The sequence below is a fragment of the Ruegeria sp. BE1 genome, from assembly GCF_056538885.1.
Genome location: NZ_JBQFTY010000002.1, coordinates 430488 through 453899 on the forward strand (window position 1 = coordinate 430488; position 23412 = coordinate 453899).

At 59.9% G+C, this 23412-nt stretch carries 25 protein-coding genes; 17 read left to right on the plus strand and 8 right to left on the minus strand.

The features are described from left to right. Positions 1–5 precede the first annotated feature (5 nt). Positions 6–830, minus strand: coding sequence for a CE1 family esterase (locus ACR0J5_RS08380; RefSeq protein WP_480652245.1), 825 nt, complete (start codon positions 828–830; stop codon positions 6–8). Beyond that, positions 827–1300: a rhodanese-like domain-containing protein gene (locus tag ACR0J5_RS08385; RefSeq protein WP_480652247.1), complete on the minus strand. Its 474-nt coding sequence runs from the start codon at positions 1298–1300 to the stop codon at positions 827–829. The genes ACR0J5_RS08380 and ACR0J5_RS08385 overlap by 4 nt, the downstream gene beginning before the upstream one ends. A 223-nt stretch (positions 1301–1523) precedes the next feature. Between ACR0J5_RS08385 and ACR0J5_RS08390 the strand changes: the two genes are divergently transcribed. The 7 genes from ACR0J5_RS08390 to selD are packed head-to-tail and all read left to right on the plus strand — an operon-like array spanning position 1524 to position 9601. Next, positions 1524–4391 carry a monovalent cation/H+ antiporter subunit A gene (locus tag ACR0J5_RS08390; RefSeq protein WP_480652249.1) on the plus strand — a complete coding sequence of 956 codons (2868 nt, stop codon included), beginning with the start codon at positions 1524–1526 and terminating at the stop codon, positions 4389–4391. Then, entirely contained in the window at positions 4391–4750 is a 360-nt protein-coding gene (locus ACR0J5_RS08395) for a Na+/H+ antiporter subunit C (RefSeq protein WP_480652251.1), read from the plus strand. Before ACR0J5_RS08390 ends, ACR0J5_RS08395 begins: the two co-directional genes overlap by 1 nt. Beyond that, positions 4747–6276, plus strand: coding sequence for a monovalent cation/H+ antiporter subunit D (locus ACR0J5_RS08400; RefSeq protein WP_480652253.1), 1530 nt, complete (start codon positions 4747–4749; stop codon positions 6274–6276). The genes ACR0J5_RS08395 and ACR0J5_RS08400 overlap by 4 nt, the downstream gene beginning before the upstream one ends. Further along, positions 6276–6773, plus strand: coding sequence for a Na+/H+ antiporter subunit E (locus ACR0J5_RS08405; RefSeq protein ID WP_480652255.1), 498 nt, complete (start codon positions 6276–6278; stop codon positions 6771–6773). Before ACR0J5_RS08400 ends, ACR0J5_RS08405 begins: the two co-directional genes overlap by 1 nt. Beyond that, the gene (locus ACR0J5_RS08410) at positions 6773–7042 is read left to right on the plus strand and encodes a K+/H+ antiporter subunit F (protein ID WP_480652892.1); all 270 of its coding nucleotides are present in this window, start codon (positions 6773–6775) and stop codon (positions 7040–7042) included. Before ACR0J5_RS08405 ends, ACR0J5_RS08410 begins: the two co-directional genes overlap by 1 nt. A 7-nt stretch (positions 7043–7049) precedes the next feature. Continuing rightward, positions 7050–7436, plus strand: coding sequence for a Na+/H+ antiporter subunit G (locus ACR0J5_RS08415; protein WP_480652257.1), 387 nt, complete (start codon positions 7050–7052; stop codon positions 7434–7436). A 5-nt stretch (positions 7437–7441) separates the two neighbouring features. Then, on the plus strand, positions 7442–9601 hold the full coding sequence (gene selD / locus ACR0J5_RS08420) for a selenide, water dikinase SelD (protein ID WP_480652259.1): 2160 nt from the start codon (positions 7442–7444) through the stop codon (positions 9599–9601). Here selD and mnmH read toward each other — a convergent pair. Together mnmH and ACR0J5_RS08430 are read right to left on the minus strand one after the other, a co-directional pair. Then, positions 9592–10644 carry a tRNA 2-selenouridine(34) synthase MnmH gene (gene mnmH, locus ACR0J5_RS08425; RefSeq protein WP_480652261.1) on the minus strand — a complete coding sequence of 351 codons (1053 nt, stop codon included), beginning with the start codon at positions 10642–10644 and terminating at the stop codon, positions 9592–9594. The two genes, selD and mnmH, sit on opposite strands and share 10 nt — an antisense overlap. A gap of 42 nt (positions 10645–10686) precedes the next feature. After that, a complete protein-coding gene (locus tag ACR0J5_RS08430) occupies positions 10687–11352 on the minus strand; it encodes an SOS response-associated peptidase (RefSeq protein ID WP_480652263.1) in 666 nt (221 codons plus the stop codon). 54 nt (positions 11353–11406) lie between these two features. On the opposite strand from ACR0J5_RS08430, the gene ACR0J5_RS08435 reads away from it, so the two are divergent. Beyond that, complete coding sequence (locus ACR0J5_RS08435) at positions 11407–13059, plus strand: tetratricopeptide repeat-containing sulfotransferase family protein (RefSeq protein ID WP_480652265.1); 1653 nt, start codon at positions 11407–11409, stop codon at positions 13057–13059. A 58-nt stretch (positions 13060–13117) separates the two neighbouring features. On the opposite strand, the gene ACR0J5_RS08440 is transcribed toward ACR0J5_RS08435, so the two are convergent. Beyond that, positions 13118–14701, minus strand: a complete 1584-nt coding sequence (locus ACR0J5_RS08440) for a bifunctional metallophosphatase/5'-nucleotidase (protein ID WP_480652267.1) — start codon at positions 14699–14701, stop codon at positions 13118–13120. 108 nt (positions 14702–14809) lie between these two features. Here ACR0J5_RS08440 and ACR0J5_RS08445 point away from each other — a divergent pair, with 108 nt between their 5' ends. The 4 genes from ACR0J5_RS08445 to arsC are packed head-to-tail and all read left to right on the plus strand — an operon-like array spanning position 14810 to position 16969. Continuing rightward, a complete protein-coding gene (locus ACR0J5_RS08445; RefSeq protein WP_480652269.1) occupies positions 14810–15148 on the plus strand; it encodes a DUF952 domain-containing protein in 339 nt (112 codons plus the stop codon). Beyond that, positions 15145–15576 carry a DUF1330 domain-containing protein gene (locus ACR0J5_RS08450; RefSeq protein ID WP_480652271.1) on the plus strand — a complete coding sequence of 144 codons (432 nt, stop codon included), beginning with the start codon at positions 15145–15147 and terminating at the stop codon, positions 15574–15576. The genes ACR0J5_RS08445 and ACR0J5_RS08450 overlap by 4 nt, the downstream gene beginning before the upstream one ends. Next, positions 15573–16631, plus strand: coding sequence for a quinone-dependent dihydroorotate dehydrogenase (locus tag ACR0J5_RS08455; protein ID WP_480652273.1), 1059 nt, complete (start codon positions 15573–15575; stop codon positions 16629–16631). Before ACR0J5_RS08450 ends, ACR0J5_RS08455 begins: the two co-directional genes overlap by 4 nt. Further along, positions 16628–16969, plus strand: coding sequence for an arsenate reductase (glutaredoxin) (gene arsC, locus ACR0J5_RS08460; protein WP_480652894.1), 342 nt, complete (start codon positions 16628–16630; stop codon positions 16967–16969). Before ACR0J5_RS08455 ends, arsC begins: the two co-directional genes overlap by 4 nt. On the opposite strand, the gene ACR0J5_RS08465 is transcribed toward arsC, so the two are convergent. The 3 genes from ACR0J5_RS08465 to ACR0J5_RS08475 are packed head-to-tail and all read right to left on the minus strand — an operon-like array spanning position 16966 to position 19226. After that, complete coding sequence (locus ACR0J5_RS08465) at positions 16966–18282, minus strand: MATE family efflux transporter (protein WP_480652275.1); 1317 nt, start codon at positions 18280–18282, stop codon at positions 16966–16968. The two genes, arsC and ACR0J5_RS08465, sit on opposite strands and share 4 nt — an antisense overlap. Positions 18283–18288: 6 nt before the next feature. Further along, positions 18289–18807 carry a PaaI family thioesterase gene (locus ACR0J5_RS08470; RefSeq protein ID WP_480652277.1) on the minus strand — a complete coding sequence of 173 codons (519 nt, stop codon included), beginning with the start codon at positions 18805–18807 and terminating at the stop codon, positions 18289–18291. Next, positions 18807–19226: a PaaI family thioesterase gene (locus ACR0J5_RS08475; protein WP_480652279.1), complete on the minus strand. Its 420-nt coding sequence runs from the start codon at positions 19224–19226 to the stop codon at positions 18807–18809. The genes ACR0J5_RS08470 and ACR0J5_RS08475 overlap by 1 nt, the downstream gene beginning before the upstream one ends. Before the next feature lie 113 nt (positions 19227–19339). On the opposite strand from ACR0J5_RS08475, the gene ACR0J5_RS08480 reads away from it, so the two are divergent. The 5 genes from ACR0J5_RS08480 (at position 19340) to ACR0J5_RS08500 (ending at position 23409) form a co-directional block, all read left to right on the plus strand. After that, positions 19340–19708, plus strand: coding sequence for a MerR family transcriptional regulator (locus ACR0J5_RS08480; RefSeq protein WP_480652281.1), 369 nt, complete (start codon positions 19340–19342; stop codon positions 19706–19708). A 249-nt stretch (positions 19709–19957) separates the two neighbouring features. After that, entirely contained in the window at positions 19958–20359 is a 402-nt protein-coding gene (locus ACR0J5_RS08485; protein ID WP_068332361.1) for a MerR family transcriptional regulator, read from the plus strand. A gap of 47 nt (positions 20360–20406) precedes the next feature. Further along, on the plus strand, positions 20407–22188 hold the full coding sequence (locus ACR0J5_RS08490) for an acyl-CoA dehydrogenase C-terminal domain-containing protein (protein ID WP_480652283.1): 1782 nt from the start codon (positions 20407–20409) through the stop codon (positions 22186–22188). A gap of 54 nt (positions 22189–22242) precedes the next feature. After that, positions 22243–22455, plus strand: coding sequence for a hypothetical protein (locus ACR0J5_RS08495; RefSeq protein ID WP_480652285.1), 213 nt, complete (start codon positions 22243–22245; stop codon positions 22453–22455). Positions 22456–22770: 315 nt separating this feature from the next. Beyond that, positions 22771–23409, plus strand: coding sequence for a glutathione S-transferase family protein (locus ACR0J5_RS08500; protein WP_480652287.1), 639 nt, complete (start codon positions 22771–22773; stop codon positions 23407–23409). Positions 23410–23412 lie beyond the last annotated feature (3 nt).

The window sequence follows — 23412 nt, forward strand, 5'->3', positions numbered from 1 at the left end:
TTTGATCAGCCGCCCGGCAGCCCTTCGTACCAGTCCACCATCATATCGGACCAACCTTTGGGGACATTGTGCCCGCCGGGAAACAGGGCGAATTCCAGCGCGCTGCCCTCGGCACAACCGCTCCAGTAGCGGCGCATGAACGGCCCCGTGGTGGAAAATCCGCTGGGTTTGGTATCAACGCAGCCATTCGCCACGCGCCAGATTTCCAGCCCGGCAAAAATGTCGCCCTGATGGAACCGACCGCCGCCCAAAAGACGCCCCTCAAGCGGCACGACGTTATCCGTCCAGCCATGGGTGTGGAACATGCGCACAGGCCCTTCGCAGCTTTCGGGATGTGGTCGCCAAAACCCGCCCGAAACAGGCACATAGGCCGAGAACGTTTCCGGCGCGTCGCAGGCCAGATAATAAACCATAAAGGCGCCGGCTGAAAAACCTCCCAGCACCGCACGATCCGCATCCACGCCGAACCGGTCTGCTGCATCCTGCACGACCTCAGTCAAGAACGCCGTTTCGTCCCTTTCCCCAAAGCCCGGATAGAAGTTCCAGCTTTTGACACCAGGTCGGTTTGCACGCTCCAGCCCTTCGGGGGCGATCACCGCATAGCCCCGCGCCAGTAGCGGCTCAACCATGCTGCGGTTCCTCATGGTGCCTGCACCGTTGCCGCCATAGCCGTGCAGAAACACCACCAACGGGGGGTTTTCCGCCTTGGGCAGTTCAATGTGATACGTGCCCGAGGCGGTTTCGCACACATTCTCCTGATCGGCGCAGGCGGCAAAGCCAGCCTGCCCCGTCAGCGCCAGGCCAGCGGCCAGAGCAACGGCGCGGATCATTCTGTCTCTCCTGTCGGGCGTTCTACCGGCAGACCGGCGCGCACCCATCCGGGCCCTGCCGCTGAGCCCAGCATGCCTTCGGGCACGTCAATGACGTTGGTGAACCCGGCCTGGGTCAAGCGGTTGCTCAGACGCGCAGACCGGACGCCACGCGCGCAAATCAGGGCAACCGGCGCGTTGCGATCCCCATCCGCCAACTGCGCAAGAACCTGTTCGAAGTCGTCCCGCCGCATGTCCAGAGGGTAAGCGCCCTCGCCCACCCCCGTGGCCTGCCATTCCCGTGGTGTGCGGATATCGATCAGTAGGACATCACCGGACAGGGCCTGCTGGTGCGCCTCAGCCACGCTGAGTTGCCCGCCTGCATAGGCCGGAGGGATCAGACGATACTCGCGAATGGCAAAGCCGGTGGCGATCACCGCGCCCCCGCCCAGAACAACCCACCTTCGGGTCCGGTTCATCTTGTTCGCCATTTCGCGCCCTCCTGAACTGACAGGGCGGTTTTATCATATTCACGGGAAGGCTGCTGTGGTGAATTTTGATACACGGATCAAGTTCGCGTCATTATTTCGCACCTGAACCGCCGCGCCCCTACCGCCCTAGAACAAAGTGAAAAATTCGCAATAGCTGGACAGTCAGAAAATTATCTTTACAAAATTAGGTCTAATTCTGACCGCTCAGACCGGAGTATCGCACTTGTCCCTATTCCTCATCGCGGCCCTTCCCTTCCTCGGAGCTGTTTTCCCAGCCCTCCTGATCCGGGCAGGACGAAATGCAGCAGCCTCGGCAGCCGGGTTGACAACGTTCCTGGCCTTGATGGGACTGCTGATCCACATCCCCGCGGTCATGCGCGGAGATGTTGTGACCGCCCGGTTCGACTGGATACCGGTATTGGGACTGAATGCGAACTTCATGCTGGACGGTCTGGGGTTCCTGTTTGCCCTGCTGATTCTGGGCATTGGCCTGCTGATTATCCTTTATGCGCGGTTCTACCTGTCGCGTGAGGACCCGATGGGGCAGTTCTATACCTATCTGCTGCTGTTTCAGGGCGCGATGGTGGGGATTGTTCTGTCTGACAACATCCTGCTTCTTCTTATTTTCTGGGAGCTTACATCGCTTAGCTCATTCCTGTTGATCGGCTATTGGAAGCACTTGCCCGAAGGCCGTCAGGGTGCGCGGATGGCATTGGCCGTGACCGGATCGGGCGGGCTGGCGATGATCGCGGGGATGTTGATCCTGGGCAATATCGTGGGTTCGTATGATCTGAGCGTCATTCTGCAGAACAAAGAGCTGATCCAGGCCTCGCCCTATTACCTGCCCGCGCTGATCCTGATCCTGCTGGGCTGTTTCACCAAATCGGCGCAGTTCCCGTTCCATTTCTGGCTGCCGCATGCGATGGCCGCGCCCACGCCGGTGTCGGCCTATCTGCACTCGGCCACGATGGTGAAGGCCGGGCTGTTCCTGATGGCGCGGATGTGGCCGGTTCTGGCTGGAACCGATGCGTGGTTCTACATCGTGGCAACCACAGGTCTGGTGACCATGCTGATCGGCGCCTGCATTGCGCTGTTCAAGGATGACCTCAAGGCGCTGCTGGCGTTTTCGACCGTTTCGCATCTGGGTCTGGTGACGATGCTGCTGGGCTTTGGCACCAAATTCGCGGCCGTGGCGGCGGTGTTCCACATCATCAACCACGCCACATTCAAGGCCGCCCTGTTCATGACCGCCGGGATTGTCGACCATGAAACCGGCACGCGCGATATCAAACGGCTGGGCGGGTTGCGCCATCTGATGCCGATCACCTTTACCATCGGCACAATCGCAGCCCTGTCCATGGCCGGTCTGCCGCCGCTGAACGGGTTCCTGTCCAAAGAGATGATGCTTGAGGAAACCGTCCACACCACCTGGCTGCACTCGCACTATCTTGTGCCGGGTCTTGCGCTGTTGGCGGCGCTGTTTTCGGCGGCGTATTCTTTCCGCTTTATCGGCCATGTGTTCCTTGGGCCGCAGCAGGACGAGTACCCTCACCATCCGCATGACCCACCGGTTGGGCTGTGGCTGGCTCCGGCGTTTCTGGTGGTGTTGGTTGTCCTGATCGGGCTGAACTCGGCCGCCATTGTGGGTCCGCTGGTGGCCGTGGTGTCCGAGGCAGTCTATGGCGGGGGCAAACCTCCCTATTACTCGCTGAAGCTGTGGCATGGGTTCACGCCCGCGCTGTACATGTCGGTTGTCGCCACGCTGGGCGGTCTGGCCCTGCTGCGCCTGCACGGCAAGGGCGAGGCGATCTGGAACGCGCTGCCCCGCCCTGAGGCCAAGGTGATCTTTGAGGCCGTGATCCACGCCCTGACCGGGCTGAGCCGTCTGATCACCGACACGCTGCATAACGGCGTGATCAGCCGCTATGCAATCATCCTTGTCGCCTTTACGGTCGGGCTTGGCTACTACGCGTACACAACAGGCACGATTGGCCCGGTCACGCGTGAGCCGCTGCCGATCCAGATCATTCCGTTCATCGGCTGGATTTGTCTGGTCGGCGCGACGCTGGCGATCATGTGGTTCCACCGCAACCGACTACTATCACTGGTGCTGATCGGCGTGGTCGGCCTGATTGTGTCGATGGCGTTCAACTACCTCTCGGCCCCCGATCTGGCGCTGACGCAGATCTCGGTCGAGGTGGTGACGATGATCCTGTTGCTGCTCTCGCTGAACTTCCTGCCTACGGATACGCCGTGGGACAGCAGCGCCGCGCGCCGCTGGCGGGATGCAGCGATCTCGGTCGTGGCAGGGCTGGGCACTGGTGCACTGGTCTATGCGCTGATGCTGCGTGACTTTGCGTTCCCGACCATTTCCGAGTTTCATCTGGCAAATTCGTACAAGGGTGGCGGCGGCACCAACGTGGTGAACGTCATTCTGGTGGATTTCCGAGGCTTTGATACCTTTGGTGAAATCATCGTTCTGGGTATTGCCGCGCTGATCATCTATGCGCTGACCGAATCCGTTCTGGGCAGCAATGTCCGCGCCTATCTGCTGAACCGCAAACCGCATTGGCCGCAATCGGGCGACTCGCATCCGCTGATGATGGTGGTTGTCACGCGGATGATGATGCCCATCGCGCTGATGGTCGGCGCCTATATCTTTTTCCGGGGCCACAACCAGCCGGGCGGCGGGTTCATCGCCGGTCTGATCGTGGCGATTGCGTTCCTGATGCAATACATGGCCAGCGGCTATACTTGGGCGATTGAACGGCAAAGGTTCTACTACCACGGCACCATTGGCTGGGGTGTGCTAATCGCCGCGGCAACAGGTCTGGGCGCGTGGTTCAATGAGCGTCCCTTCCTGACCAGCGATTTCGGCTATATCCACTGGCCGCCGTTGCAAGAGTTTGAATGGGCCACCGCGATCCTGTTTGACACAGGCGTGTTCCTGGCGGTTCTGGGCGCGGTCATGCTGGCGCTGGACAGCTTGTCCCGGTTCGCATGGCAGCCTGGTATGGCCCAGGAATTCCCGATGGATATCAACCCGCTGCGGGATGACCTGAAAGAAGAAGATAAGAAGGAGCAGGCCTGATGGAAGCGCTCGTCGCCTCAGCCGTAGGCATCATGACCGCCGCGGGGATATTCCTGATCCTGCGTCGCCGCACCTTTCCGGTCATTCTGGGTCTGTCCCTGATCACTTATGCGGTGAACGTGTTCCTGTTCGCCACCGGGCGGCTCGCATTGGATGCGCCGGCTGTTCTGAACAAATACAAGGAAGTGCCTTACACCGACCCACTGCCGCAGGCGCTGGTTCTGACCGCCATCGTAATTTCGTTCGGGATGACTGCGGTCATCGTAATGATCGCGCTTTCGGCCTATCTGTCCTCGAAGGATGACCATATCGACATGAGCGCAGACGACAGCGTGGACGCGCCGGGAGAAGACGCATGAACCACTGGATTGTTGCGCCGATCGTCCTGCCCGCGATCCTGGCCCCGTTCATCATTATGGTCCTGCGTTATCATCTGGACCTGCAGCGCATCTTCTCGGTCGCCGGTGTCATTGGCCTGCTAGGTATCGCCCTGACCATCACCGCGCAGGCGGCGGGCGGCGATATTCAGGTCTATGAACTGGGGAACTGGCCCGCGCCCTTTGGCATCGTTCTGGTGCTGGATCGGTTGTCGGCCATGATGGTTCTGCTGACCGCCCTGCTGGCCCTGCCCATCGTGCTATACGCAATCGGATCTGGCTGGGACGAACGCGGCAAGCATTTTCACGCGCTGTTTCACTTTCAGCTCATGGGCGTTTGCGGTGCCTTTCTGACCGGCGACGCGTTCAACCTGTTTGTATTCTTCGAGGTTCTGCTGATCGCTTCCTACGGTCTGATGACCCATGGCGGCGGGGCGGTGCGCCTGAAGGCAGGCGTTCAATACGTGGCCTATAACCTGCTGGGCTCGACCCTGTTCCTGTTTGCTCTGGGCACGCTTTATGCGGTGACCGGGACGCTGAACATGGCGGATATGGCGGTGCGCGTTGCAGAGCTACCGGCCGAGGATACCGCCCTGCTGCGTGTCGGCGCGGTTCTGTTGCTGCTGGTTTTCTGTATCAAGGCCGCCGTTCTGCCCCTGCATTTCTGGCTGCCCGCCAGCTATGCCAACGCGCCTTTGCCGGTGGCAGCACTGTTTGCGATCATGACCAAGGTCGGTGCCTACTCGATCCTGCGGATGTACACCTTGGGCTTCGGCCCCGAGGTTGAAGCCACGCAGGGGCTGGTCGGGGCCTGGCTGCAACCGGCAGCTCTGCTGACGCTGGCCGTCGGAACCATCGGTATTCTGGGCGCGCAGCATATCGCGCGGATGGTGGCGTTTTGCGCCATCGCCTCGATGGGCACGCTGCTGATCGCAATTTCGCTGTTTACCGAAACTGCCACGGCAGCCGCGCTTTATTACATCTATCACTCGACCCTTGCGACGGCGCTGTTGTTCCTTGTGGCCGATCTGGTGATGCAGCGGCGCGGTGGCGCGATTGAACCACAGACGCCAATGCCTCAGAACGGGTTGATTGCAGCGCTGTTCTTTGTCGGGGCGATAGCCTTGGCCGGGATGCCGCCGCTTTCCGGCTTTATCGGCAAGCTGCTGGTACTGGATGCCGCGCGCGATGCCCCGGATGCAAATGCCATCTGGGCCGTAATCCTGATCGGGTCTTTCGTGACCATCGTCGGATTGGCCCGCGCCGGGACCCTGATCTTCTGGAAAAGCTATGATGCCCGCTACAATACAGCGCCCGAAGACGAAGACACCCCACCCGCGCCCGAGCCGAACCCGGCCTTGACCTATACAACTGTGTTCGGGCTGGTGCTTGGGCTGGCCATGCTGACCCTCTTCGCGGGCCCGGCCCTGACTTACGCTGGTAAAACGGCCGCGCAGCTTTACACACCCGAAGACTACATCTCGGCCGTTCTGGGAGGAGAAGAGTAATGAAACTTCTGCGCCGGATCTTCCCCCACCCCCACCTGACCTTCCTGTTGACGGTCGTTTGGGTTCTGCTGGCCAATAACGGGTCGCTGAATTCGGTGGTGTTTGGATTGCTGCTGGGGATCATCATCCCCTTCATCACCCAGCCCTATTGGCCTGACCGCCCCAAGCTGCGCAATTGGCCGATGGTTGTGGAATATATGCTGGTGGTTCTGTGGGATATCGTCATCGCCAATATCACCGTGGCCAGGATCATCCTGTTCAAACGTGACGCCAACCGCCAACCCAACTGGGTCTGCATCCCGCTGGAGCTGCGCACGCCCGAGGCGATCACCGTGCTAGCAGGCACGATCACAATGACCCCCGGTACAGTCAGCTGCGATCTGTCGGCCCAAGGGCACAACCTGCTGGTTCATTGCCTGGATGCGCCCGATACCGACGCCGTGCGGGATGAAATCAAAAACCGATATGAACGCCGACTAAAGGAGATTTTCGAATGATCATCACCTACGCGATCTGGTTTGCATTCGCCTGTTTCGGGGCTGCCATCATGTTGTGCCTCTACCGCATCATCACCGCCGAGGGCGTTGGCACCCGCGTTCTGGCCCTGGACACGATGGTCATCAACACGATTGCCCTGCTGATCCTTTATGGTCTGGATCAGGGTACCGAGATCTTCTTTGAGTCTGCCATGATCATCGCCATGCTGGGTTTTGTCTCAACCGTGGCTTACGCGCGCTTCATGCTGCGCGGAAACATTATCGAGTGAGGGCGACATGACGATCATCTTCGAACTTCTGATCGCTTTCTTTCTGGTCGTGTCGGGCATCTTCGGCTTTGTTGGGTCTTTTGGGATGATCAAGCTGAAAGACCCAATGTCACGCCTGCATGCGCCCACCAAAGCGACCACTCTGGGCGTCGGAGGGGTATTGCTGGCATCGATCTGCCACTCGGTCCTGTTGGAGGGCAAACTTTCGCTGCATGAGCTGCTGATCACGCTGTTTTTGTTCCTGACCGCGCCGATCACGGCCCTGTTCATTGCCAAATGGCACATTCACCGTCATGAAAAGCCCAGCGATCTGCCGGACGCGGGTGAGGATGAGCTTTGGGCCACCCACGCGGTCGAACAGGTCGAAGACGTCCCTGACCACACAGCGAATTAAACCCCATGCAGTACCCACCATTGCCCCTGACCCGTGATCTGGTTCTGATAGGCGGGGGCCATACGCATGCGTTGGTGCTGCGGAAATGGGGCATGAACCCGCTGCCGGGCGCGCGGGTTACGGTCATCAATCCCGGCCCGACTGCGCCTTATTCCGGTATGCTGCCCGGTTTTGTCGCCGGGCATTACGAACGCGGCGAACTGGACATCGATCTGGTGCGACTGGCCCGGTTTGCCGGGGCCCGCGTGATCCTGGGGCCGGTTGACGGCATCGACCTGGACCAACGCGTGATCCGCGTGCCGGGGCGCCCTCCGGTTGTGTTTGATGTGGCGTCGGTCAATGTGGGCATCACGTCAGACATGCCCGCGCTTCCCGGTTTTGCCGACCATGCCGTACCCGCCAAACCTCTGGGCCCGTTTGCATCGCGTTGGCAGAGGTATCTGGACGGCGACGGCCCAGCCTCGGTCGCTGTGATCGGCGGCGGCGTTGCGGGGGTTGAGCTGGTGATGGCGATGGCGCATGCCCTGCACGCCAAAGGCCGCGCCGCGCAGGTCACTCTGATCGACAACGCGCAGGCTTTGACAGCCACCGGGCCAAAGGCCAGCGCCACCATTCGTCAGGCGATGCAAGGGCTTGGCGTTGAGGTGATTGAGAACACAGGTATCGCCCGCATTGAATCTGACCATGTGGTTCTGGAAGATGGCCGCACCATTCCCGCCGCCTTCGTGACCGGGGCCGCCGGTGCCCGCCCCTATGGCTGGATCGCGGATACCGGGCTGGACTTGCAAGACGATTACATCCGGGTGAACGGGTTTCTGCAATCCAGCGACCCTGTGGTTTTTGCCGCCGGGGATTGCGCGCATCTGACAGACAACCCCCGCCCCAAAGCCGGGGTTTATGCGGTCCGCGAAGCGCCAGTTTTGTTCGACAACCTGCGCGCCGCGCTAGGGGCTGGGCAGATGCGACGGTACCGCCCGCAGAACGACTATCTGAAACTGATCTCGCTGGGCGGCAAATCCGCTCTGGCCGAACGGCTGGGCACCTCTTTCAGCGGCGCGTTGATGTGGCGCTGGAAGGATCACATCGATCAGAGCTTTATGAACAGGTTTCGCCACCTGCCCCAAATGTCACGGCCTAGCTTGCCCCGCCATCATGCCAGCGGGCTTAAGGAAGCATTGGGCGACAAACCCATGTGCGGCGGGTGCGGTGCCAAGCTTGGACGCGACGCTTTGCGCGCTGCGCTGAACACACTGCCAGCGCCACAGCGCAGCGATATTACCCCCCTGCCCGGCGACGATGCAGCAGTGCTGACGACAGGCGGGGCGCTGCAGGTGATGACCTCAGACCATTTGCGCGGCTTCACCAATGATCCTGCCCTGATGACACGTATCGCTGCGATCCATGCGCTTGGCGATATCTGGGCCATGGGGGCCAGCCCGCAAGCCGCAACCGCAACAATCATCTTGCCTCGGATGACACCTGCGCTGCAGCACAGGACCATGGCTGAGGTCATGGCCACGGCCAGCGACGTCATGCAAGCTGCCGGGGCCGAAATCGTGGGTGGCCATAGCTCCATGGGGGATGAACTGACCATCGGTTTCACCCTGACCGGCCTGTGCGAAGCCGACCCGATCACCCTGTCGGGCGCATGTCCGGGTGACGCGCTGATCCTGACCAAACCTCTGGGCAGCGGCGTGCTGATGGCCGCCGAAATGGCCGGTCAGGCGGATGGCGCGTGGATCGCTGAGGCTTACCAGCAGATGAGCATCCCGCAAGGCAAGGCCGCGCGCATTTTGGCGGGTGCCCATGCGATGACCGATGTCACCGGGTTCGGTCTGGCCGGGCATCTGATGGGGCTGTGCGAGGCTTCAGGTTGCGGCGCGACGCTTGATCTGGAGGTGATCCCCCTGATGACAGGCGCGCTTGAATTGGCAACGCTGGGCGTCCGCTCCACGATTTTCGACGAAAATCGTTCCACCGCCCCTGATCTGCCGTCAGATGGGAAGGCCGGCCTTCTGTTCGATCCGCAAACCGCTGGCGGTTTGCTGGCCGCCATACCCGCAGATCAGGCGCAGAGCCTATGTGATAACCTGCGGCAGGCAGGTTATCCGGCCGCAATCATCGGGCATATCTCAGACACGCCGGGCCTGCGCCTTCAAAGCTGATCCAGTACAGCCTCAATTCGCGCAGCAGCCTCTTTCAGACCTGCTTCGTCCAAGGTCGTGGCTTCGATCCGGGCTACAATGTCAGCCGGATGCAAACGGCTGGATTTGGCATAGGCCGGATCGTAATGCTGTTCCATCAACGCCCGTGTCAGCCCTGCTTTGTCCCCCGCATCAATCAGCGCCAGCCACGCGTCCACAACCTCATGCCCTCGGTGGGATCGAAGCGGCGACAGCCGGTCGCGCAACCGGTCTGCATCCGACAGAATGTCATCATAGGCATCAACCAGATAGGCCGTACGTGCCTCAATTGGAGCGTTGATCTGAATGCGCTGCGCGGCGCGCAGAGCGGTCCACAAACTGGGCGGCAGGATCAGTGACCCGATTTTCGACGATTCCGCCTCAACCGCCACGGGGCGTGTCGGGTCCAGCTTGCACAGGGTCGCGGCCAACGCAGACTCGAACCCTTTCTGACTGGGCTGACCACCCGGCATTTCGCCCAACAAGGATCCACGGTGATTGGCCAACCCTTCGAGATCCAGAACCTGAACCCCGCGCGCCTTCAACTGCTGCAACAGGTCCGTTTTGGCCGTGCCCGTATATCCATCCAGAGCCACCAACCGATGCGGCAGCGGGTCGTCATACAAGAACCGGTTCACCAGACGCCGATAGGTACGATAACCGCCCTGAACGACCTCGGCCCGCCAACCGATTTGTTGCAACATCCATGTGAACGACCCCGACCGCTGCCCGCCCCGCCAGCAATAGACCAGCGGTTTCCACCCGCCTTCATGATGCGAAAGGCTGTGTTCGATATGATTGGCGGCATTGCGAAACACTAGCGCGGCGCCGAGTTTGCGGGCCAGAAACGGGCTTTCCTGGACATAGATCGTGCCGACCTGCGCGCGCTCTTCGTTGTTCAGAACCGGCAGGTTGATGGCACCGGGCAGATGATCCTCGGCAAATTCGGCGGGGCTGCGCACATCGATCACCGTATCGAAATCATGCGCATAAAGACCGGACAGGTCAGTGAAGTTCAAAGCCATGTCAGCGGTTTATCCTGTGGCATTCGGAATGGAAAGGCACGGTCATACCGGTATAGGTTCAATCAACTCGGCCCCACTGGCCCGGTTCGAATTCACTGCGGTATCGACACGGTGATATTCCAACACGTCCTCTGCCCCCGGCTGCATCAGACGGGCGGCCCCCTTCCCCGCTTCACCCAGCCAGAGCGGCCAGTCCTGCGCCTCAACGACCAATGGCATGCGGTGATGGATGGCGCTGAGGCGGCGGTTTGCAGGCGTTGTGACAATGGCACAGGTGCCCTGACGCGCCTCATCCGCCCCCCAATCCTGCCAGACCCCGGCAAAGGCGATCGGCGCGCCATCGTTGCGGTGAATGTACCAAGGCAAGCGCGTGCCCTGATCGCTTTTGGTCCATTCATAAAATCCGGTCGCCACGATCAGACAGCGCCGTTCGCGGCACGCCGCGCGAAAGGCTGGCTTTTCGGCCAGCGTCTCAGACCGGGCATTGATCAGCAATGGCCCTGCGGTTTCGGTATTGTACCAATGCGGCAAAAACCCCCATCGTAGCGCATCCAGAGTGCGTCCGCCCGCGGACGCGCGGACCACGTGCACCGGATTGGTTGGACATACGTTGAAATTGGGGACCTGAGGCAACGTGTTGGCGGGCCGCGCGGCAAACAACTGCGCCATGGCGTCATTAGTCTGGGTTATTGCAAACCGTCCACACATGGGTGATGAAGCCTTATGATCGTTTGAAGCAGGCGCAGAGCGTTATCGGATCTTATGCAAAATCAAACAGCGAATACCCTTAAAAGCAAGGCACTGGCAGCACTGGATGCGGGTCAATTGCAACAAGCCCTTAAAAAGGCGCAGCTGGGCGTTAAGAAATTCCCGAAGGATTCAGATTTCCACGCGATTTCGGGTTTTGTGCTGACCGAGATGAAGCAATACAAAAGGTCGATCCCGCATTTTGTCGAAGCATCGCGAATGAAACCGGACGATCCGCAATTTGTGGAGAACCTGGCCAACGCTCTAATGCAGACAGGTCAAATTCCCAAAGCGCTGGACTACACTGAACACAAACTGGCGAAATTCCCCAACAACAAAGAGCTGAACCGCGTTCTGGACGAAATCCATCTGAAAGGCAGCAACTGGCGTTTGGTGATCGACTATGTAAGCAAGAAACTGAAGGACAGCCCTGATGACATCCGTCTTTTGTCCAAACGTGCGCAGGCCTACTCCAAGATCGGGTTCGTCGAAGACAATTTGCGCGATGTTGAGCGTGCCTATGCGCTGGCGCCTGACGATCTGACCGCAGCCTTCCACAAATCAGTGAGCCTGCATCAAAGTGGAGACCGGAAGGGTTCGCGTAAGATTCTAGAACGCATTCTGAAAAATGAACCAGACAATCCCTCTGCGCTCCTGGAGATGTCGAACATCATCGTCAAAGAAGACGCAGCTGACCTTTTAAACCTGATTGACGCAGCTATTTTAGCCAGCCCGGACGAACGGAACGAGTTAGAGTTCGCCAAAGCGCATGCGATCTCCAAAATTGACAGCCTCGAGGCGGCAATGCCTCAATTCCAACGGGCCAACGCGATTCAACATGACAGCAACCCTTACGTGATTTCGGAAGAAGAAGAGAAATTCGCCCAGATCACCAGCTGTTTTCCCTTGGGGAACAAGGCGCCTGTCTCGGATTTGAATGAAACACCCGCACCGATCTTTGTTCTGGGCCAGCCCCGATCCGGTACGACACTGATGGAGATGATGCTAAGTTCGGCCCCCGATGTTGCGGGATGCGGAGAACTGATGTTGGGCGCAGAACTGTCGGCTGAGTTTGTTGAAGGCAAACAAGACTTTAGTGCGAAGAAAGCGACAGACTTTGCCCGGCAATACCGGATGCTTATGCCGCCGGTTCCCGACACTTCTACCGCTTTTGTCGACAAGATACCTCATAACTACCAGTATGTTGGCTTTATTCTATCCGCTTTCCCCAATGCTAAAGTTGTGAACATGATGCGCGATCCGCGCGATGTCGGGCTATCCAAATGGATCAGACGGTTCCCAGCGGGCGGGATGCGCTATGCTTCCAATCTTCAGGCCATTGCTCATTCCGCAAATATGTACCGGCGCTATATGGCCCATTGGCAGGCTCTATTCGGCGACCGCATCCTGACTATCCCTTATGAAAAGCTTGTGTCGGAGGCGAAAACCTGCAGCCAGCAAGTGGCGGCTTTCTGCGGTGTCGAATGGACCGAGGCCATGATCCACCCTGAGAAAAACACCAGCCAGGTCAGAACCGCCAGCATCGATCAGGTGCGCAGCAAAATCTCGACAAAATCCATTGGCGGCTGGCAGAGCGTTGCCGAACATCTGCAACCGATGCTTGACGGTTTCGATCCGGCGCTTTGGCCGGAATACGATCTGGGCTAAGCCCATCAAAAAAGGCCGCATCGAATGACGCGGCCTTTTTCTGTTCTTAAGTGCCGAATTACTTCTGTTTGATGCGACCATCCAGATAGGGCTGGTAGGGCGCATTGGCTGCCAAAAACTCCGCTGTGACATCCGCAAGGTCCGGGCCATAGTCATAGGCGTTTTTGTCGTCGCCTTCGAACATGCTGTAGCCGTCACCACCGTTGCGCACATAATTGTTGGTCACGACCAGATAGGTGGCTGCCGGATCAATCGGAACAAAGCCGTCTTCGCTGGCTACCATAACCTCGGTGATACGTCCTTCGTTCGGGGCAACGGACGGGTCCCAAGTAAAGGTCATACCGGCCACCTGCGGAAAGCGACCTTTGACCTCTTCCACCTGACTGACACCGTTTTCCAGCGCATCAATCACACCCTGACCGCTGATCTCAAAGGTCGACAGCGTGTTCTGGAACGGCAGCACCGTCAGGACTTCGCCCATCGTCACTTCGCCCGAGTCGATGGACGCGCGCAACCCTCCTGAATTCGCAATTGCGATCTGCGCGCCCTGATCGGCGACCCGCGCCAGCATGGCATCGGCGACAAGGTTGCCCATTTCGCATTCCTGAACACGGCAGACCGCGCGGTCCCCCTCAATCGCAGCGGCGGAATCGGCCACGACGCGCTGCTTCATCTCTTCGATCGGGGCACCCATCTCCGCCACGCGGGCAGCAATTGCAGCATCCGGCTGAACCGAGGCATCCAGCAGGATCGGCTCACCTTCTGCCGACAGCAGGTTGCCGTCATCGTCAAAGGTCAGCGTCACCTCACCCAGATACTTGGAATAGGCATAAGCCTGAACCACCGGCACATCACCAACCATCAGCGGATACGAGCCCGCGGCCCCCTCTTGCGTGTTGGACAGCAGGGTGTGGGAATGGCCGCCGATCACCAGATCAAGGCCGGGGACCTTCCCGGCAATCTCGATATCCTTGGCCAGCCCGACATGGTTCAGCGCAATGATGATGTCCACGCCTTCGCCCTGTAAGGCGGTGACATCTGCCGTCAGGCTTTCGATCTCATCGCGGAAAATCACGTCCTTGCCGGGGCTGGATGTATCAACCGTATCCGTGGCCAGGGCCGAGATCACGCCGATCTTCTGCCCTCCAACCTCAAAGACCACGTGGTTTTTCACCCGATCCAACAGCTCGGCCGAGGTTGTCAGATCAAGGTTGCCGGAAATGACCGGAAAGCTGACCGCATCTATGAACGCAGCCAGACCTTCGGGGCCATCGTCGAATTCGTGATTGCCCACGGCCATGGCGTCATAGCCGATCGCTTCCATGAACTCGGCCTCAGCCGCGCCTTTGTAGGTGGTGTAAAACAGCGATCCCTGGAACGGATCACCGGCATCCAGCAACAGGACATTCTGGTCCGCCAGCTCGGCGCGCTTGGTGTCCACCATGGTTTTCAACCGGGCCATGCCGCCGAAACATTTACCCTCGGCCTCATCCTCAGCATCGCAGGTCGAGTCGTATTTGTTGATGGATTCGATGCGGCTGTGGATGTCGTTGGTGTGCAGAATGGTCAGCTTGTACTCGGCTGCGGCTATTCCTGCGGTCAGGCCCAATACGGCGGCGGATGCCAAAAGGCGGGTGAACATAATGAAACTCCCTGTCTGTGATTGCGGGAATGGTGCGCGTAGTGATGGGAAGAGTCAAAGGGGGAAATCCGGCTTGATTCTACCCGTCGCGCGGGGCATGACCAGCGCATGCTGATTTACAAGATTTTTCGGGCCGACGAATGGGCCACGTTGCAGGATCAGGGGGCCACGGACGGCGCCCCGATAGATGTTGCAGATGGCTATGTGCATTTCTCGACTGCGACGCAAGTGACTGAGACCGCCGCCAAGCATTTCGCCGGGTTCGACGGTCTGACCCTGCTGGCCTGCGACGCCGACGCGATGGGCGATGACCTGAAGTGGGAGGTTTCGCGCGGCGGGGCTCTGTTCCCGCATCTCTACCGCCAGATTCGCATGGCGGATGTGGTCTGGTCGCGCCCCTTGCCCTTTGACGGGCAAGCGCACCAATTCCCGCAGGAGATGGAATGACCACCTTCATCGACCCCGACCGTGCCCAGTTCGAGGCGTTTAAGGCATTGGATCGCGACCATCCGATTGAAATGCTCAATCTGGTGCAGTTCCGCGACAGGGCTGATTACCCTGCTGGGCACGCTTTGGCCGATGCAGGTCTGACCGGCGCGCAGGCCTACCGAAATTATGGCGCGGAAACCGCCCCGATCATCGCACGGCTTGGGGCGTCGATCCCGTGGCGCGGGTCTTACCAGACCACGCTGATTGGCCCGCAGGACGAGGTATGGGATGAGGTTTTCATTGCCCGCTATCCCACAGCGCATGCGTTTTTGGAAATGCTGACGGACCCGGCCTATCAGGCCGCCGTCGTGCATCGTCAGGCCGCGGTTGAAACCTCGCGCCTGATCCGGTGCGCACCAGCCACAGGTGGAGAGACGTTCGGATGAAACTGACCGAGAAACTGGGGCTTGCCGTCCTGCACAAGATGGACCCGGAGGTCGCCCATGGTCTGTCGATCAAGGCATTGAAAGCGGGTTTGGCCCCGATGCCCGGCCCGGTGACGTCCGAGCGGTTGAAAACAAAGGTGGCCGGGCTAAACCTGCCCAACCCGGTCGGTCTGGCCGCAGGCTTCGACAAGAACGGAGAGGTGCTGACGCCCCTGTCGCGCACCGGCTTCGGCTTTATCGAGGTGGGGGCCGTCACCCCGCGCCCACAACCCGGCAACCCCAAACCGCGCCTGTTCCGCCTGTCCCAGGACCGCGCCGCCATCAACCGCTTTGGTTTCAACAACGAAGGCATGGAGGTCATGGGCCGCCGTCTGGCCGACCGCCCCAAAGACGCGGTGATCGGCCTGAATCTGGGGGCAAACAAAGACAGCGACGACCGCCCCGGCGACTTCGCCAAAGTGCTGGCCCATTGCGCGGCACATCTGGACTTCGCCACCGTCAATGTCTCATCCCCTAACACCGAAAAGCTGCGGGATTTGCAGGGCAAGGCGGCGCTTGCCGCGCTTTTGTCCGGTGTGATTGAAACGCGAAACGGCTTGCCCCGCCCGATCCCGGTTTTCCTGAAAATCGCCCCTGACCTGACCGAGGCCGAGTTGCAGGACATTGCCGAGGTCGCACAGGAAACGGGCGTGGACGCGGTGATTGCCACCAACACCACCCTGTCGCGCGATGGGCTGCGCAGCCAGCACAAGGGCGAAACCGGCGGTCTGTCCGGTGAGCCCCTGTTCGAGAAATCAACGCATGTTCTGGCCCGGCTCAGCCAGCTGACCGACAGCAACATCCCCCTGATCGGTGTTGGCGGGGTCAGCAATGCGGATCAGGCCTATGCCAAGATTTGCGCCGGTGCATCTGCTGTGCAGCTTTATACTGCATTGGTCTACGGCGGGATTTCCTTGGCCGCCAAGATTGCGCGGGGGCTGGATGACCTGCTGGCTCGGGATGGGTTCACGTCGGTCGCGCAAGCCGTCGGAAGTAAGAGAGAGGATTGGCTGTGATCGCATATTGGCACAACCCGCGCTGCTCAAAATCCCGCGCCGGGCTGGCTCTGTTGGAAGAAAACGGCGCGCAGGTCGAACTGCGCAAATACCTTGAGGATGCGCCCTCGGCCGATGAAATCCGCACAGTTTTGAACCTGTTGGGGATCGATGCAATCGACATGATGCGGACTGGCGAGAAACGATTCAAGGAGCTGGGTCTGACCAAGGCCACACCAGCAGATGACCTGATCGCCGCCATGGCCGAAAACCCGATCCTGATCGAACGCCCGCTGGCTATCGCAGGCGGCAAAGCCGCGATTGGCCGTCCGCCCGAAAACCTGTTGGCGTTGCTTTAAGCGATCTGCGCCTCAAGCCGGGGATAGCGCCAACCCAGCGTGACGCCGCGCGCGATGTTCAGAACCATCAGCGCGGCCCACAGCCCGTGGTTGCCCAGCGTGGGCACCAGCACGAGCAACGCGACGACGTAAATCGCAACAGACTGGATCATCGCATTGCGCATGGCGCGGGTCCATGTGGCCCCGATATAGATGCCGTCGAACATCCAGCTGGCAACCCCGATCACCGGGGCCAGCGCGGCCCAGATCAGATAGTCCCGCGCGGCCAGCCGCACCTCGGGCGAGGTGGACATCAGGTCGATCAGGGTCGGTCCGGCCAGATAAAACACCAACCCCAGTGCGAATGCTCCGCCCACGCCCCATTGCGACGCCATGATCGAGGCGCGCCGGACCTGATGCCTTTGCCGCGCGCCGACGGCACTGCCGACCAGAGCCTCGGCTGAGAAGGCAAAACCATCAAGGGCAAAGGCCGTGATCTCAAGAAACTGCAAAAGCACCTGATTGGCGGCAAGGTTCACGTCGCCCAGATCCGAGCCCACGAACAGAAACGTGGTGAACGACCCGGTCAGCAGGACCGAGCGGATCATGATGTCTCCGTTCACCTGCATCATCCGTTTCAGCCGGGCCGCATCGAAAATCCGGGGCCAGTCGCGCCATTGGTTGCCAAAGAACGCATCCCGGCACAGCCAAAGACCCAACGCCAATCCCGTCCATTCCGCAATCAGCGTGGCGATGGCGACGCCTTCAACGCCCCAGCCCAGCCCCAGCACGAACCACAGGTCCAGCAGGATATTCAGCCCGTTCATCCATACCTGCAACAAGAACACGCCGCGCGTGCGTTCGACCGCGATCAGCCAACCGGTGACGGCATATAGGGCAATGGTCGCCGGAGCCCCCCAGATGCGGATTTGCAGATAGCTACGGGTCAGCGCCTCGACCTCGGGGCTGGCGGGGGACAGGGCAAACGCCCCCCAGAACACCCAGATTTGTATGAGGATAAAGAACAGGCCCGCCGCCCCGCCCAACAACAGCCCCCGCATCAGCAGGGCACTGGTTTCCGCAGTATCGCCTGCCCCGCGCGCCTGTGCAGCCAGACCCGTGGTGCCCATGCGCAAGAATCCGAAAATCCAGTAGATCGCCGCCAGGATCACTGCGCCCATGCCGACGGCCCCAATGGGCGCCGCCTGCCCCAACTGCCCGACCACCCCGGTATCGACGGCACCCAGAATGGGCACCGTGGCATTGGACAGCACGATCGGCACCGCGATCTTGAGCACCCGTTTATGGGTGAGTGGTGCCGAGGCGGTCTGCACGTTGATCTACCCTTTGGGCGGCGTGTTCTGCGGCATCAGGAAATGCCCGGTCGCCTGCGCAATGGGACGCGCGTGATTGTCCTGCCACGCCTCAACCCGGACCGAGGCATAACGCCGCCCGGACCGGCTGACGAAAGCGCGCGCATAGGCATCGCGCGGCAAGCCAGAGCGCAGGTAATCGACGGTAAAATCCACCGTTTTGGGAAATCGCAGGGTGTCTGCCTTGAACAGCTCATCCGCGTCAATCTCACCGCTTTCGATCTTGGGAAAGAAATACTCCCAACTCAGGGTGATGACGGCTGTCACCTCAAGAAACGCCGCCGTGACGCCGCCATGCAAGGCAGGCAACAGCGGGTTGCCGATCAGCTTGTCGTCAAAATGCAGCACCCCGGTCAGCTCATCCCCGCGCCGGTCGAATGTGATGTCGAGAAATCGGATATAGGGCACCCCTTCGACAAGGGCTTTCAGGGCCGCATCGCGGCGTTGCTTGACCACCTGCATCGGTTCAGGACGAGGACGCGCCATCACAGACCCTCCACCGTGAATGATCCTGCGGCGGTCGCCACCGGCAAGTCCTGGTTTTCGTCCATCGCAGTGGCCCGGACAAAGGCCACATTGCGCGTGATGTGATAGCAGGTGGCATGGGCCGTGATCGTCTGCCCGGGCGTCGCCGCGCGCATATAGTCGATCCGCAGATCAATGGTTGCGGTTCCGCCCGGGGCCGCAGGATGGCACATCACGGCCGCCCCGCAACAGGTGTCCAGCGCGGCAAACACCGCCCCGCCGTGGATGACCCCCGTTCTGGGATCGCCAATCAAATCGGCATTGTAGGGCATCGCGATCACGGCCTCACCATCGCTGATCGTATTGAGCGTCAGGCCCAGCGCCTTGGCGTGCGGAATCGCCTCGATGAACCGCCGCGCTATTTCTACTTTATCGACCATGTCGCCGTGCCCCCGTGGTTTCCCTCTTTATGAGCCTGAGCCCGCCAAAAGAGCAAGACCGCCTGTTGCGCTTGCCGCCACGAAGGCATAGTTTGCAGCCAGGGAGACCACAAATGACTGACAACCGTTTGTCCTTAAACGAAATGTGCGAAGAGTTCGACGTAACCAAGCGCACATTGCGCTACTACGAATATATCGAGCTGCTCCAGCCCGAGCGTGAAGGTCGGACCCGGTTCTACGGCCCCCGCGAATGCGCGCGGATGAAGCTGATCATGCGTGGTCGTTTGTTTGGCTTCTCACTGGAAGAGATTCGCCAGTGGTTGCTGATCTACGAAGATCAGGGCGATCAGGCCCAGATGGCCGAGTTCATCAAGCTTGCCGATCGGCAGATGCCCGAACTGCAAAAGCAGCGCCAGCAACTGGATGAAGCCATGGATGAACTTCAGCGCCTGCGCGACCAGACCGCCAAGTCGCTGCGCTGATCCCTATTCGGGCTGCCCCCCTCTGTTAACAGCGGGCCGCTTTCCCGGCATTTGCGCGGGCTGTCCTCAAAATTCCGTTACGTCACCTGTCAAATCCTACGCAATCCATGACTTGACGCAGGTTGATGCTACGTCAACTTTCAATGTGACGTAGCGTTTGCATTACGTGAACGTCATCTACGTGTTGTAACCTGCGCATCGACTGCGCAAATGACTTAGACAGACGCCAGTGACGAGAGTGCTGAGACCATGACCGAAGATCTGATGACCATCCGTGAAATGTGCGAGACTTATGATGTCACGCCGCGCACTTTGCGATTTTACGAGGCCAAAGAGCTTTTGTTTCCGATCCGCGAGGGCCAGAAACGCCTGTTCACCAAACGTGACCGCGCGCGCCTGAAACTGATCCTGCGCGGCAAGCGTTTCGGCTTTAGCCTGGAAGAAATCCGGCAACTGCTGGACCTCTACCATGTGGGCGACCAGCAAATGACCCAGATGACGCGCACCTTTGAAATTGCGCGCGAACGTCTGGCCGACATGGAAGCCCGCCGCGAGGAACTGACCCAGGCCATTGACGATCTGAAAGAGCAATTGCGCTGGGGCGAAAAAGTCATCGCCTCGATGAAAAATGAGAAAAAGGCCGCCGAGTAACCCCGTCGGCCCCATCCCCCGGACATCTGAATTTAAGGGAGCTTCATATGCCCGTTTACAACGCGCCAACCAAAGACACTCAGTTCATCCTGCATGACGTGTTGAAAATCTCGGACTCCGATACTCCGGGGTATAGCGAACTGGAAACCGAATTTACCGGCGCCGTGCTGGAGGAAGCCGGCAAGGTTGCAACCAACGTGCTGCATCCGCTGAACGTGGTGGGCGACACCGAAGGGTGCCGTTTGGAAAATGGCATCGTTTACACGCCTACAGGTTTTAAAGACGCCTTCGAGCAGATGAAAGAAGGTGGCTGGACTGGCCTCGACATGCCCGAAGAGTATGGCGGCCAGAACATGCCTTACGTGATCGGCACCGCCGTGGGCGAGATGTTCTCGGGCGCGAACCAGGCATTTGTGATGTATCAGGGCCTGACCCACGGCGCGGCCTCGGCCATCCTGGCGCACGGCACCGACGCACAGAAGAACACCTACCTGCCGAACATGGTCAGCTGTGAATGGACCGGCACCATGAACCTGACCGAACCGCATTGCGGCACCGATCTGGGCCTGATGCGCACCAAGGCCGAACCGCAAGGCGACGGCAGTTACAAGATCACCGGTCAGAAGATTTTCATCTCGTCCGGCGACCACGACATGGCCGATAACATCATCCATCTGGTGCTGGCCAAAATCCCCGGCGGACCCGATGGTATCAAGGGCGTGTCGCTGTTCATCGTGCCCAAGTTCATCGTCAACGAAGACGGCACACCGGGTGAGCGCAACGGCGTCTCGGTCGGCAAGATCGAAGAGAAAATGGGCATCCACGGCAATTCGACCTGCGTCATGAACTATGACGAGGCGACCGGCTGGCTGCTGGGCGAAGAGCACAAAGGCATGCGTGCCATGTTCACCATGATGAACGAGGCGCGCCTGGGTGTGGGCATGCAGGGTCTGGCGCAAGCCGAGGCCGCGTTCCAGAACGCACTGGAATACGCCAAGGATCGTCTGCAGGGCCGCGACGTGACCGGCGTGAAAAACCCTGACGGCCCCGCCGATCCACTGATCGTGCACCCGGACATCCGCCGCAACCTGATGGATCAGAAAAGCTTTACCGAGGGCGCGCGTGCCTTCATCCTGTGGGGCGCGACCATGATCGACAAGGCGCATCGCTCGGGTGACAAGGATGCGGACGGGCTGATCTCGCTGCTGACGCCGGTCATCAAAGGCTTCCTGACCGATCAGGGATACGACATGACCGTTCAGGCACAGCAGGTTTACGGCGGCCACGGCTACATCGAGGAATGGGGCATGTCGCAATACACCCGCGACGCCCGCATCGCGATGATCTACGAAGGGGCGAACGGCGTTCAGGCGCTGGACCTCGTGGGCCGCAAGCTGGCGCAGGATGGCGGCAAGCACGTCATGGCCTTTTTCGAGATGGTCAAATCCTTCTGCAAAGAAAACGGCGGTAAGGATGAGGCCTTTGACAAGGCCTTCATCGAACCGTTGAAAGCCGCCTCCAAGGATCTGCAGGCCGCAGGGATGTATTTCATGCAGGAAGGCATGAAGAACCCAAACAACGCGCTGTCGGGGTCCTATGACTTCATGCACATGTTCGGCCATGTCTGCCTGGGACTGATGTGGGCGCAGATGGCAAAGGCTGCGCAAGACGCGCTGGACGGTGGGACCTCGGACAAAGAGTTCTACGAGACCAAGATCAACACCGGCCGCTTCTACATGGCACGTCGCCTGCCTGCCACGGCATTGCATCTGGCACGCATTCAAACCGGCGCGGATACGGTCATGGCCCTTGAGGCCGCGAACTTCTGATCACTGCCCGGCGCTGGTGCCCTGCCCCAGCGCCGGTTCTTCGGAGGAAAGACAATGCCCAAACGCTTTCGCCTGACCCGCCGCTTTCCAGTCGCAATGACAGAAGAAGGCTATCGCAAACTGCGCGGCTTCGCCCATGAGGCCGGTCTGGACGAGGGAGAGGCCCTGTCTTTTCTTTTTGAGAACTTCAACAGCATCATTCACGAGGACAAACTCACCCGCCGCCTGCGCAGCTTCAACTCCGAGCTTGAGGCCCGCAAACGGTGACGATTGTGCCTTCAAAATCCGGAGAGCGAGTGGCAGCCGCTGCATCCGCCTCCGGCGGCCGTATTTGGAACGAGAAGAAGGCGCCGGCGCGCGTCCACCCCGCCATCCGGGAACTGATCTCACCAGGTGGCACTCAGCCGGGACGGCGGGGCTTCTCCTCGTGCGGTCATCGGCTCGGCAGCCTGTACCGCGCACAACACAAGACCCGATTAACGTTAACGAACCCTTACGGAAGAGAGAAAGGCCCTCATCTTCTTCTCGTTCCAAATACGGAAATTCCGACCTAACCACACACGCCACGGGAGGGGCGTTCGCATGACCATCACATTGCACTGCTTCGGAGAAAGCGGGAATTCCTACAAGGCGGCGCTGGCGCTTGAGATGTCGGGGTTGGATTGGGAACCGATTTTTGTGGATTTCTTCAACGGCGCGTCCCGCACGCCCGAGTATCGCAGTGAAGTCAATGCGATGGGTGAAGCGCCCGTGCTGACGGATGGCGATTTCCGCATCACTCAATCGGGAGCCATTCAGGCTTACGTCACCGAAAAATCCGGCAAGTTTGGCGGCAAGACCCGAGAAGAGAATTATGACATTCTGCGCTGGGTGCTGTGGGACAATCACAAGCTTAGCTCGAATGCAGGGATGACGCGGTTTTTGTGCAATTTCCTGCCCGAGGAGCACCGCAACCCGGATGTTATCGCGTTCAATCAAGGGCGCCTGAAAGCGGCTTATGACATTCTGAACACTCATCTGGAAGGCCGCGACTGGATCGTGGGAGACGGCGTGACCAATGCCGATCTCAGCTGCTGCGGCTACCTCTATTACCCGGAACCATTCGGCTTTGACCGTGCCGACTGGCCCCATATCGACGCCTGGCTGCAACGCCTGTCCGAGCAGCCCGGATGGAAACACCCCTATGACCTGATGCCCGGCAACCCGTCGGATCGAGCTTGAGGA